Origin of the sequence: Nocardia wallacei, assembly GCF_029869545.1 — a bacterium.
GTDB lineage: Bacteria > Actinomycetota > Actinomycetes > Mycobacteriales > Mycobacteriaceae > Nocardia > Nocardia wallacei_A.
On sequence record NZ_JARWQD010000200.1, the window covers coordinates 1 to 12,492 of the forward strand.

10 protein-coding genes and 1 tRNA gene are annotated in these 12,492 nt (G+C 66.8%); 3 read left to right on the top strand and 8 right to left on the bottom strand.

Annotation, left to right across the window (positions count from 1 at the left end; all coding sequences use genetic code 11):
- Positions 1–180: 180 nt before the first annotated feature.
- From QH290_RS16145 to QH290_RS16175, 7 genes are all read right to left on the bottom strand, one after another.
- On the bottom strand, positions 181–1,173 hold the full coding sequence (locus QH290_RS16145) for a hypothetical protein (protein WP_280383679.1): 993 nt from the start codon (positions 1,171–1,173) through the stop codon (positions 181–183).
- Positions 1,174–1,189: 16 nt separating this feature from the next.
- A complete protein-coding gene (locus QH290_RS16150) occupies positions 1,190–2,044 on the bottom strand; it encodes a class I SAM-dependent methyltransferase (protein ID WP_280383681.1) in 855 nt (284 codons plus the stop codon).
- Between the two features lie 15 nt (positions 2,045–2,059).
- A complete protein-coding gene (locus QH290_RS16155; RefSeq protein WP_280383683.1) occupies positions 2,060–3,214 on the bottom strand; it encodes a deazapurine DNA modification protein DpdA family protein in 1,155 nt (384 codons plus the stop codon).
- Between the two features lie 1,891 nt (positions 3,215–5,105).
- Positions 5,106–6,146, bottom strand: a complete 1,041-nt coding sequence (locus tag QH290_RS16160) for a hypothetical protein (protein ID WP_280266108.1) — start codon at positions 6,144–6,146, stop codon at positions 5,106–5,108.
- Positions 6,147–6,168: 22 nt separating this feature from the next.
- Positions 6,169–7,194 carry a tyrosine-type recombinase/integrase gene (locus QH290_RS16165; protein WP_280266109.1) on the bottom strand — a complete coding sequence of 342 codons (1,026 nt, stop codon included), beginning with the start codon at positions 7,192–7,194 and terminating at the stop codon, positions 6,169–6,171.
- Positions 7,191–7,619 carry an AbrB/MazE/SpoVT family DNA-binding domain-containing protein gene (locus tag QH290_RS16170; protein WP_280266110.1) on the bottom strand — a complete coding sequence of 143 codons (429 nt, stop codon included), beginning with the start codon at positions 7,617–7,619 and terminating at the stop codon, positions 7,191–7,193. The genes QH290_RS16165 and QH290_RS16170 overlap by 4 nt, the downstream gene beginning before the upstream one ends.
- Before the next feature lie 136 nt (positions 7,620–7,755).
- Positions 7,756–7,828 (bottom strand) — tRNA-Lys (locus tag QH290_RS16175).
- 318 nt (positions 7,829–8,146) lie between these two features.
- On the opposite strand from QH290_RS16175, the gene QH290_RS16180 reads away from it, so the two are divergent.
- Complete coding sequence (locus QH290_RS16180; RefSeq protein WP_280266111.1) at positions 8,147–9,355, top strand: L,D-transpeptidase; 1,209 nt, start codon at positions 8,147–8,149, stop codon at positions 9,353–9,355.
- A gap of 3 nt (positions 9,356–9,358) precedes the next feature.
- Here QH290_RS16180 and QH290_RS16185 read toward each other — a convergent pair whose 3' ends face one another.
- On the bottom strand, positions 9,359–10,276 hold the full coding sequence (locus QH290_RS16185; RefSeq protein WP_280266112.1) for a YihY/virulence factor BrkB family protein: 918 nt from the start codon (positions 10,274–10,276) through the stop codon (positions 9,359–9,361).
- A 159-nt stretch (positions 10,277–10,435) separates the two neighbouring features.
- On the opposite strand from QH290_RS16185, the gene QH290_RS16190 reads away from it, so the two are divergent.
- Complete coding sequence (locus QH290_RS16190; RefSeq protein WP_280266113.1) at positions 10,436–11,782, top strand: DUF2252 domain-containing protein; 1,347 nt, start codon at positions 10,436–10,438, stop codon at positions 11,780–11,782.
- Positions 11,783–11,892: 110 nt separating this feature from the next.
- Positions 11,893–12,408, top strand: coding sequence for a hypothetical protein (locus QH290_RS16195; RefSeq protein WP_280266114.1), 516 nt, complete (start codon positions 11,893–11,895; stop codon positions 12,406–12,408).
- The last annotated feature ends 84 nt before the right edge of the window (positions 12,409–12,492 follow it).

The following is a 12,492-nucleotide window of genomic DNA, read 5'->3' on the forward strand; positions in this document are numbered from 1 at the left end:
TTGTCCCCCCCCCGCGGGGCGCCCCGCCGGGCCCGGGGCGGGGGGGCGGCCCCCCGCCCCCCCCGGCCCCGGTAGGGGGGCCACCCCCGGGGGGGTTTTCCCCGGGGGTTTCACGCACGACCGACCGCCGACGGCATCATCTCCGAGCGTCCGCAGAACGGGGACCGGAGACGCGCCTTCTCAGAAGTCGGTGTACTCGGCGAATCGCTCGCCGGTCGCGGGGTCGCCGTGATAGACCGCTGGTCCATCGTTGAGGTTGATGCGGATCGGCCCGGTGTGATCGAAGGTGTCGATGTGCACGACACGGCGATCGTCGCTTCGCCCCCGATACACCGTGACCTCGATATCGTCGCGGGCGATCCGATCATCGACAAGTTCGTTGCCGTGCAGGACAACCCGCACCTCCGCCTCGGGGTCTACCGGATCGATGTGCAGCACGGTGTGCCCGGAATCAGCCTGCTCCGCGCGGAGCGATCCCCACAGCGCGTCGGTGACGACGATGGGCGTGCTGGTGGCGGACGGCCCGACGGGTGGGGTTTCGGGTTCACGGCCGTGAGTAAGTGCGGTGATGAGGTGCGGCAGGGCGGCGCGGGCCTCGGCGATCGCCTCGTCGAGAAGATCGGACGCGACATCGACCAGCTGGTCTTCGAAGCTGGCGTTCGGCCCGAAATCTGTTCCGACGGAAGCCTCGCCGAGCAGCACACCAGCTTTGCGCACCGACACCGTGACGACGCGGGCGTCGAGTTCGGTGAACATCCGGGCATCCTCGCGGACCTGCCGCTCGGCCTCGACCTGCGCCGGGCCGCGGGCATATCCGAGTGCCGACAAGTCCGCCCGCCGCGCCGCGACGGTGTAGCAGGGCAGAAAGTACCGCGGAGGATGTCCGTGTGCGATCAGGTCGGTGGCGATGACGTCGGGAGACCACGAATCGGTGTACTCGCCCAACCATGACCGGTCCGGATCGTCGTCCGGGGTAGCTGTCGCGGTCACGACGAGGCCGGTCAATTCCGGGTCGTCGAGCAGAAATCGAACGGCGTCATCGCCGCAGCATTCATAGGTGCGCGCAGGTTCGAATGCGATCGCGTGACGGTAGGCCACGGCGGCAGACAGTCCGTTGGTGCGACCGGTCCGGTACCGTCGAATCACGTTGGCGTCGATAGGTGATCGCGACATGTGCGAGCCTCCAGTTCTACGCGGCCGGCGGTCCGGCAGGTTGAGGCGCTGTCGTAATGGGTCGGCTGAACCGGCGACCTGTGGCCGGCAGGCGGCGGTCGGTGCCCATGATTGCGGAGGGCTGTCCGGTGAAGTCGCAGACGACGACTTCCGTGGGGACCGGCCGCTGGTGCCAGTCGTCGGCGTAGCAGGTGGTGTCGACGCTGCAACCGGGCTCCAACGCGATACCGGTCGCTGTGTGGAACCTCTGGTACTCGGCGTCCGGATTCTCGGTGTAGCAGCGTTTTCCGCTGTGGCTGAACGGTGCCGACTGCTGCGGGACGAGGAACACACCATGGCGTGCCAGCTGTGCTGCGACAGCGATGACGTGGTACTCGAATCGCGGACCGCGGTACCCTGGAGCGTCCATTGCGCGACGGACCCGTCCGAATGGCGGGTTGGCGACAGCGGTATCGAACGAGCGCAGCCGCATGGATGGGACGGTCAGCACGTCGGCGCAGATCCAGGTGGCCTCGGGCATGATTCGCATGCCGATCCGGACGTACTCCGGATTGCGTTCCACACAAACGAATTCGCGCGGCGGCTCACTGTTCCAGCGATGGTCGAGTAGGTTTCGGCACGCGAAGCTCAAGTGGCCGATTCCGGCGCACAGGTCGATGATGCGGGTGCCGACGACGTCGATGCGCATGTCACGCGCCAGCCTCAAAGGCGTGAAATGCGCTCCGTCCAAACAGTGCTCGGGATCGGCAGCCTCCTGCCAGTGATCGAGGACGAACCTCTTCTCCTGGTCGTCGAGGTCGCGGTCGGCGTCAATCAACTGGCAGGCTTCACGATGCAGCTTGGTTTGGCTTCTGCTCAATATCGTGGACATACGAACTTCCTTCGCTCAGGCCGCGTCGCCGACGGCTGGGGGCTGGTTGGCCTCGTGCCGAGGCGCCGCGCGGGTAGGCTCTAACAGCGAAATCTGGTCGGACGCTGGGAGACCGGAGCGCAACTGGGCCGCTGCGGTCTGGCGTGGTGGGCGTGGGATCGGCTGCGCGGGAACAGGGTCGGACCACAGGCCGGGGTCGGCGGCGGCCACACGCTCGGCGCAGGCGCGCAACGCGTCCATAGCCTTTTCGCGCCAGTGCAGGGCATAACGGAAACAGTTTCGGCAATCGGTGATCACGCGTTCGCCGGTGACCGGGTCCGGGCGAGACAGGTGCTCACAATCGGGTAGCCGGACACGGGCAGTGCGAGACGCCATCGACCAGGCTTGGCTATCACTGCTGTGGAGTAGGTGACCGGCCAACGCCAGCGCATTCAATGACACGCCGAATCCGTGCATTTTCATGCCCAGCGGCGCGAGAGCGGCAAGGACCCGGGCCACGTCTCGGGCGCGGTTCTTGCGGCAGATGCTTCCGATTCCGACCCACCGGCCCGTGAGGTCGATACCGGCCTCTAGGTAGTGGTGATAGTGCTCGACGTAATCGTGCGGATGCCAGCCCTGCAACGTGGGTAGCCACGGCACGAAATCGAACTGCTCGGTCAGATACAGAAAGTTCTCCAGAGTCGCCTGCTGGTGCTGGCTCACGGTCGATCCGGTGAACCGTAGGCATCCGGGTTCGCAAGGCACGTCTTGGATCCCGACGAACAACGGTGGCCCGATGTCCTCGATCAGCCGAGTCCATAGCGCCCCGTATTCGTCGGGATGCGCCCACCAGGGATGCCCGCGCGGATCGGCGGTCAGCATGACCGCCGAATACGCTCCCGAGTCCCCGGCATACGGGGCCCGGATTGCTTTGACCGGGAACTTCTCGCCGCGAGAGCGATACGACGCCAGTCGTTTTGCTGACACGAACACCGGTACCGGAGACGCGGTCATCAGGCTGGGTTGGCCGATTCCCAGGAAGAACAGCATCCGGCGGGCCGGGTCGAGATGATCAGCGCTGGTGGTCCACGGCGTGAGGGGTCCCCACGCGGTATCGCATCGTTCGATCGATGCAGCGGCCGTCGAGAGGAAGTGAGGCAGATTAGAATTCTCAATAGGCAGGGACTGCAAAGGACCTCCCAAAAAATCAGGTATTTCGGGAAATCTCAGAGGGTGTTGAGTGGGAAGCCCGCGGTCGAGAAGGCGGTTTCTCGAACAGGAGGGCAGCGTTCGCGGGTCGGCGGGCCGGCCGTTCAGTCCGCCTTGGCGGCGGAAAAGGGGTGTCAAGCCGCACGCTTTTCGCGGCTTGACACCCCCCGCCGCCAAGGCAGACTGATAAGGCCCGCCGACCCGCGAACTTGCCCTGTCGTCTACTCAATTCGCGCCGTTCTCGCGTCGATGCGACGGACCGCCGGGGTTCGCGCCTGATCCTCTGCACGTGCGCCCGGCGGCACCGTTCGACGGGTTGGTCACCCGAAGGCGGCGCGCCTCCATTCGCGAAAGGGTGGCTCAGCGCGGCGTACGCGATGCGTTGCGGGTGTACATTCGATACCCATCATTCTTTTGAGCGAGCAGGGGACCGATGGACCTTTTCACCGACGTTCTATTTGACCCGCACACTGAGCGGCCTTGGAAGTTCCCGGCCCCGGGCGTCGAGTACGTGGGTGAGATCGTCACCGCTCCCTACGTGTGCCGGCGGCTGGGACATTAACGACCAGCCGGAATTCACCCGAGACGGTGTTCCACGATGGGCGTTGTGGACAACCGTGGACACCGCAGAGGGAACGCGCGGATTCTGCGTCGACAGCAATTCGATTGCAAAGGCATTCAACGGCCGCGCGGGCGAGCGCAACCTGCGCCGCTGGGCTGCCGAGTGGCAGGTCGGGGGGCAACTGCGGCTCCGGTGGACGCCGGATGACAGCGGCCGCCGGATCTACCGGGGCCGATATACCCCATCCGAGCCCGATGGGCGGCGATCGCGGGCGCATAGTAAAATCAGACAGAGCGCGTCGATCGTCTGGCGCGGAGCGTGGGTGGAGCACCGGTTCGCCAGGACTGCCCTTAGCCGCTCGAGAGACCAGGGAACGTACACAAGCGGCAGCACAGTCGATCGGGACAGACGATCGAGCGACCGGGCCAGCCGAGGATCCTTCCCTGGAGAGAATTCATGGCCTCGCCTCGCCCTGTTCCCCCTCGTCATTCGCTGATCAGTTGGACACTCGACGATGACCGTACGCGCCGCGCCGAGAAGCTCATCGTCACAAGCGGTCTGGTCGTAATCGCGGTGCTGGCCCCGATCGCGATGCTCGTCACCGTCGCGCTTTCATGGACCCCTATCGCCGGTATCGGCCTGGGCGGCCTCGTTGCAGGTGCCTGTATAACGGTCGCGCGACCTGCCATCGGACGTTTTCGCGGTCGACGACCGGTATCTCGATTCGCTGAATCGGCGTAGATCGCCGAACCCGGGGAAGCGATACCCGAAAATGCCGAGGAGTACCCGCGTCCGCCGGGGGCGTACCGAAATCAGACTGATATAAGTAACGGTCGGTTTGTTTCATAGGCTGGACCTGGCTCGTCGAAAGTCCCGTCCCAGCAGGCTCGCTCCGGGGAGGTCGATCGATATGGGTGTACGGCAATACGCAGTAGTCACTGTGGTAGCCGCTGCGACAGTCACGGCGGTGGTGTTCATGGGTGGCGCAGCCAGCGCGCAGCCGCCCGCTCCGGGGCAGCCCTGCTCCACTGAAGGTGCGACTTCCACCGATGCCGATGGCCGGACCATGTGGTGTAACCCGAAGATGACCGGGGACCACGGGCTCGTCTGGCAGTACCGGCCAGCAGGCTGACTTCGGGACGCGGAAACCCAAGGATGCGATGGGAACAAGAAGTCCCGCGTCCGGAATGTGCGTGTCATCGAAACAGATTTGGAAGCAGCACAATTCGATGAGTGGAGGTTGGATTCCCTGGGGCCGGCGGGCCCGGTTGTTCAGCCCGCCGACCGGTGGAGAACGTCCTGTTGGCCACCTCAATCCGCGTCGTTCTCGCGGAGGATCATGTGTGTGAGTGCCGCTCCCATTCCGAGCACGACAACCGGCAGGCACGCGACCATCGTCGTGATCGGCCACGGTGCGGTCCGGGTTCCCGCGGCCTGCATGAGGTTGTAGGCGATTTGCCCGGCAGCGCCGAGCGTCAAGCTACTGATGGCCGACCATTTGGCGTAGTTGACGGTCTTCGCGGTCCGGATGCGACCCGACAACCAGACGTACAAGGCGTACGACGCGTAAGCCTCGACACCGATCGGCAGCGTGATCGCGGTGTTGAGGCGGGCGGAATCCCAGATGCCCGGCAAGGGATGGATGACCCCGAACCCGGTCAGCTCACCCAGACCGACCCAACCGGACCACACGGCCACAAATGCGGGCAGCGCGATCAGCAGCACAGGCCAAATCCTGACCGGGCGAGACGACGTTCGCGGTGCCTCAGCCGCTCGAGCATCGAGACCGGATCCGTCGTCGCTGGCGTCGTCGACCTTCGCCTCATCGAATAGTGACGCGTCGACCTGGCGGTCGTCGGGCAGGGATTCACCAACACGCGACACGTCGATCTGACTATTTGTAGGAGGCTCTGTAATTGACGCGTCTGGCTGCTGTTCGGGTTCGAGTGTCGTCACCTCGGTGACCGTGTCCTCCGTATCCGAGGGGCCGAGGCCGTCAAGCGACGCAGGCAAGTCGGCGTCGTCGGCGGCGGGAGCGTGCCGATCCGAAACGGCAGGGCGGGGTCGGCGGTGGTGAGTGCGCCGCCAGTCGTTGACGACGGTCGATGCGTGCTGTCGTGAGACCTGTGCTCCGCAGCGCGCCAGTATCGAGCGCACGTCGTCGGTTGTCGGGTCTCCGAACAGCTCGCACACGAGCTGCATCATGTCCTTCTTGGTCGAGCACCCTTCGAGGGCTGCTCGGAGCATCACATTGTCGGGCGCCCGCTCCGACGGGTGGAAGCCTTCGGAAAGCGGCGCCATTGCGCCTTCGTTGCCGGGGCGTCTCGTAGGACACGTCGCTTCGATGGTCATTTGTTGTCCCTATCCGGCCTGTTCACGCCGCTGCGGCGAGTGGATGGTGCTCGCCGGTCAAGGTGGCCAGCGCCAATGCGATTTCCTCGAGGCTGGCTCGGGTGTAGATGACGGTCGAGCCCTCGGATTTCCCTGTGGCGTGCCCGGCATAGGCGCGGGCAACGGCGAAGCCGAAGTTGCGTTCCACCCATTTCAGGGTCGTGTGCCGTAGCCAGTGGATGCTGATCTGCTGTTTTTCGACCCACGGCAATTCGAGCCCGATGCGGGTCCACAGGCCGTCGTAGCGGCGGCGGGTGAGCGGCTTGCCGTTGCGGTAGCGCAGCAATTGTTCATCGGGTTGAGCGCCGCGCTCGCGGGCATGATGTAGCAGGTTCGCCATCAGCGTGGGCGAGATCGGTTGCCAGCGAGGGATCTTGCCTTTCTCCACGAGGTAGATCAGGCTTTGCTGCGGGTCGAGGTCGTCGAGGCGCAAGCCCAGGGCGCCGCCGCGGCGGCAGGCGGTCTCGGCGTGCAGGCGAAGCAGCAGCGTGTCCAGGTCCGGGTCGTTGCCGGTGGTCGCGGCCACCCGCGCGATGTCGGCGAGCTGTTCGAGCGGCAAGCCGCGTCTGGTGGACGGGACGCGGCGCGGTTTGGCGACTCGTTTGGCCGGGTTGTCACCGGGTCGGAGGAAGCCGTCGGTCTCGGCGTGCTTGTAGAGGAAGCGCAGAGCGGCGATCATCGCCTCGGCGGCTCCGCGGCCGTCGCGGGCGTTGCGGTCCTGTTTGGCGTTGCGGCGCGCGGTGTCGCGCATCTCGGTGATGTCTGTGGTGGTGGGTTCGTCGATTCGGCGGGAGCCCCATTCCCGCTCGAGGTATTTCCAGTGGGTGTTGTAGGTGCGCAGCGTGCTCGGCGAGGTCACCCGTTCGCGGACGACGGGGATGTACTCGGCGAATGTCGGCGCGGGCGGGCGGATGTCGAGCAGATCGGCGGGGGTGATGCCCATCCGGGCGAGCAGGGTGCGTGCGGCGTCGAGTTCGGTGGAGGTGATCGCGGGGGTGGCGGTTGTCATGGCTGCTCACCGCCGTCGATGCGGTCGCGGATCTCGGCGACCAGGTCCGCGAGCGCGGTTTGGCAGACGATGATCAGCCGTCTCTGGTCGGGGTGGGCGGCCAGTAGCACACGGTCGCCCTTGCGCAGGCGGATCGCCCTGCGGATGTCCGCGGGTACGGAGAGTTGGCCGTTGCGGGCGATCGCGTGACCACCGGGCTCACCCTCGGTGACCAGCAGGACGCCGGGCGCGGCCGGCCGGATCCGGATCGGCGTGCCCGGGGTCCAGCCGAGTGAGCCGAGTATCGCGCTTTCGGCCAGACGGCCCGCGTGGTTGACCAGGACCGAGCCGTATACGACACGAATCCTGTCCAGCGAGGTCGGCTGCATCCGGTCCAGCCGCCCGCCCCGCAACCGCGCCGGTGGCGTGCCCGGGTCCGGAGGCACGACACTGTGATCGGGCGTCGCGCCGGGCGTGGGCAGCACGAACGGGAACGAGCCGCTGGTGTTCGGTGTCTGTTCAGCGTGTTCTAGCGCGCTAGAACACGCAATACTGGGAAGGTGTCCACAGGTACCAAAAGGGTGCGCCATCAGGGACTCGAACCCCGAACCCGCTGATTAAGAGTCAGCTGCTCTGCCAATTGAGCTAATGGCGCTTGGTGCGTGACACGGTTGCGGGGCCCGTGGGGCTCCGATCCGGTGCGGGGAAAACCATAACAGGCCGCTGGTCGTAAAGTGAAATCGCCTGTTCAGGGGCGGTGTGGGGGATTGTGCCCGATGTTGTTAACGGATGGGCGGTCCGAACGGATGAAGGGGCAGACCGATCGGAGATCCCGCCGTGTTTGCGCGTTTCGGGCCCTTCCGGCTGGCAGAATAGGCGGGGCGTGGTCTCGACCGATCCCCGCGGGCGTGGTGGGTTGAGCAGCATCGCCGGGGTGGCCCGGCGGCGCCGAGAACATGAAACGGGGTTGGACATGAGCGTTTGGCGGGGCCGACATCGGTCGAAGGTAGTGCTCGGATCGGTTGCCGTACTGTCCGCGCTAGCGCTGGCGGCGACCGGATGCAGCGATTCGGGGGCGAGTTCCGGCTCGGCGATCGAGTCCAATCCGGTATCGGAGATGATCAAGCCCAAGCTGGTCGCGCCGGTCAAGGACGGTGACGTCGGGGTATCGCCGGCGGTGCCGCTGCAGGTGCGGGTCGAGGACGGCAAGTTCACCTCCGTCACGCTGTTCAACCCGGAGGGCGCCCCGGTGTCCGGGCAGCTCGCGCCCGACGGCCGGTCCTGGCAGGTGGGCGAGCAGCTCGGTTTCGGCCGCACCTACCGGCTGCAGGCCGAGGCGGTCGGCCTGGGTGGCGCGGTCTCGAACACGCTGAGCTTCACCACGCTCTCGCCGCGCAACCGCACCCATCCGTGGCTGCTGCCCGGCGAGGCCGAGGTGGTCGGCATCGGACAGCCGGTGGCCGTGCAGTTCGACGAGAACATCCCCGATCGCCGGGCCGCGCAGGACGCCATCAAGATCACGACGAATCCGCCGGTCGAGGGCGCGTTCTACTGGGTCAACAACCGTGAGGTGCGGTGGCGGCCCGAGCACTTCTGGGCGCCGAACACCCGGGTGACCGTCGATGTGAACACCTACGGCAAGGATCTGGGCCACGGCCTGATCGGCGACGCCGATATCCACTCCAGCTTCACCGTGGGCGAGCCCACCATCTTCACCGCCGACGACAACACCAAGATGGTGACGGTGGAGATGAACGGCCAGGTGGTCCGCACCATGCCGACCTCGATGGGCAAGGCGTCCGACCCCACCGACAACGGCATCTACATCATCAGCGACCGGTTCGACCACATCATCATGGATTCGTCCACCTACGGCGTCTCGGCGACCGGGCCCAACGGGTACCGCACACCGGTCGACTTCGCCACGCGCATGTCCTACAGCGGCATCTTCATGCACTCCGCGCCGTGGTCACTGGGCGCGCAGGGCAACTCCAACACCAGCCACGGCTGCCTGAACCTGAGCCCGGCGGACGCCCGCTGGGTCTACGAGAACGCCAAGCGTGGCGATATCGCCATCGTGAAGAACACGATCGGCGACACGCTGTCGGGCATCGACGGGCTCGGCGACTGGAACATTCCGTGGGCCGAATGGAAGGCGGGCAACGCCGACACCAGCCGCTGACCCTCAGCCCTCGGGGGTACCGGCCTCGATAGTGCGCTCGCGGGCCAGCTCGGCGTTGAATTCGGCGCCGAGCAGCACCGCGATATTGGAGATCCACAGCCACACCAGGAATACGACGACGCCGCCCAGCGAGCCGTAGGTCTTGTTGTAGGAGCCGAAATTGGCGACGTAGACGGCGAATCCGGCGGAGGCGGCGATCCACAGCAGCACGGCGAGGACGCTGCCCGGGGTGAGCCAGCGGAATCCGGGTTGCCGCGCGTTCGGCGCGGCCCAGTACAGCAGCGCGATCGCGAGGCTGAGCAGGACCGCCAGCAGTGGCCATTTCGCGATGTCCCACACCTGGATTCCGGCGCGGCCGACACCGATCCAGTGCCCGGCGCGCTCGGCGATCGTCCCCGTGACCAGGACCCCGATCGTGCAGGTGGCGAGCAGCAACACCATCGTGGCGGTCAGGGCGATCCGCAGCGGCACCGTCTTCCACACCGGTCGGCTCTCCGCGGTCTCGTAGAGGGAGTTGGCGGCGCGGATGAACGCCCCGACATAGGCCGAGGCGGTCCACAGCGCGGTCGCGAGGCCGACGATCGCCAACGGACCGGCGATCGCGCGAGACCCCTGGAGCTCCTCGATCGCGTCGACCAGCAGCTGCGTTCCGGTACCCGGGCCCAGATCGCGAACGGTGTCGATCAGCGATCCGCCGGCGGCGGGCCCGAGCAGGCCGAGCACCGACGTCAACACGATGATGCCGGGGAAGATCGAGAGCACGCTGTAATAGGTCAGTGCCGCCGCCCAATCGGTGAGGTTGTCGTCGCGGAACTCGGCGGCGGTGCGGCGCAGCACGGCCCACCAGGACCGTTGTCGCAGGTCGGTGGGCCCACCCGGCGCGGCGGTCCGGGGAATCGTTGGCGCGGTACCGTCCGACATGATGCACAACCTCCTGACGCTGGCGCGGTACCCGACGTCGAACGGCACAAACGCCCGGGCGTGACCGCGTAGGACTGTGATGCGGGCGAAATCCGGCACTTCGAGGGCTCGGCGTGCGTTGAGGGTGCAGGGTGGAAGTGGAGAGCGAGGAGTGCGGACATGTTCGGCTCATGGATGGATTCGGACGAGGCGTACGACCGCGGACGGGCGCTGCGCGAGGACGTCGACCACAGGGAGCATCGCGATTTCGAGCTGCCCGCCGACCGTCCCTCGATCGTCGACTACGTCAAGGCGAGCAATGCCGATCGGGTGCCGGAGCTGATCCCGCTGCGGGTGGGGCGAATGCTGGAGTCGCCGTTCGCCTTCTACCGAGGCACCGCCGGTTTGATGGCCGGTGACCTCGTCACGACCCCGGACAGCGGCCTCACCGCTCAGCTGTGCGGTGACGCGCACGCGGCCAACTTCGGTCTCTACGGCACGCCGGACGGCCGAATCGTCATGGATATCAACGACTTCGACGAAACCGTGCCGGGCCCGTGGGAATGGGACCTGAAACGCCTCGCCGCCAGTCTGGTGCTGGCCGGTCGCGAGGGCGGGGTGTCGGAGAGCGGCTGTCGCGAGGCCGCGCACGACGCCGCCCAGAGCTACCGGCGCACCATCGACCACCTGGCACAGCTGCCGTTCCTGGAGTCCTGGACCGCGCTGGGGGACGAGTCGGTGATCGATCGGGTCGAGGCCGACGAGCTGACCGACGATTTCGCCAGGGCCGCGGGCAAGGCGAAGAAGAACACCAGCGCCAGGGTCGCGGCGAAGACGACCCGCGCCGACGGCGCGCAGTGGAAGTTCGTCGCCGACCCGCCGGTGCTCACGGAGGTGCCCGAGGCGACGGCCGCGGAGGTCACCGCCGCGCTGGACGACTACGTGCGCACGCTGCGCGAGTCGAGGGCGCACCTGATCAAGCGGTACACCGTGTGCGATGTGGCCTTCCGGGTGGTCGGCACGGGCAGCGTCGGGCTGCGCAACTATCTGATCCTGTTGCGCGGCAACGACGATGAGGCGCTGGTGCTGCAGGCCAAGCAGGCCCGGCCGAGCGCGCTGCAGGATGTGCTGGGCCTCCCGGCGGTGCCGCACGAGGGGCAGCGGATCGTCGACGGTGCGCGACTGGTGCAGGCCGAGACCGATATCCTGCTCGGCTGGGCCACCATCGGGTCGCGCCCCTACATCGTCCGCCAGTTCCGCAACCGCAAGGGCTCCATCGAGGTCACCGAGCTGAAGAAGGACCACCTCGACGACTACGGCCGCCTGGCCGGTGCCCTGCTCGCCCGCGCCCACAGCCGCTCGATCGATCCCCGGGTGCTGGCGGGCTACTGCGAGGACGGCGACAAGCTGGATTCCGCCTACGCCCGCTACGCCATCGACTACGCCGACCAGACCGAGGCCGACCACGAGGAGCTGGTTCGCGCGGTGAAAAGCGGTGCGCTCCCGGCGGCCGAGGACGACGAGTAACGCAGCCGTTCGCCTGGCTTTCCCGCCGAATTCGTTGTGCGGGAACATCTGTCCCGTACGGTAAGCGCTGTCACCGTCGGATTGCGGAGCGAGGGAAAGGGACGACCACGATGGCGGATGCATCGATCGAGGTGCTGCTGGACGACTTCGAGAACAAGGGCCGATGGGGACTCGGCGGCGACGGAGCGAGCAGGACCCACCTCACGACATTCGCCGAGGGCGCGCCGACCAAGCGGCCGGGCGTCTACGCCGACGGCGCCGCCGGGGCCGACCATCGCGCCCTGGTCCTGCTGATCCGCGCGGCCACCGACGGTCTGGAGGTCGACCTGGTCGCGAAACAGGGTGAGGGCTTCGCGATTCCGGGCAGGATCGAGGCGCTGAATCTGTGGGTGCGCTCGCCGCACGCGTCGATCGAGATCGCCGCCGACCTCGGCGGCAGTGCGCGGAATCTGTTGCTGGGCACCGTATCCGCGGATGCCGAATGGCAGCGCGTCCAGGGCCGCCTCGATGCTTCGCTCGCCGACACCACCCTGCTCGGCCTCCAGATCCGCCTCACCGAGGTGATCAAGCGCGAGGGCGAGGTCATGATCCTGCTCGACGACCTCACCGCCCACACCGAACACTGAACGCGAGCCGCCGGAGCTGATGTCACGGTGCTTTCCGGTGATGGCCGGGTAGCTGCGCGTATCGAACGGGATGTCGGTTCCTGT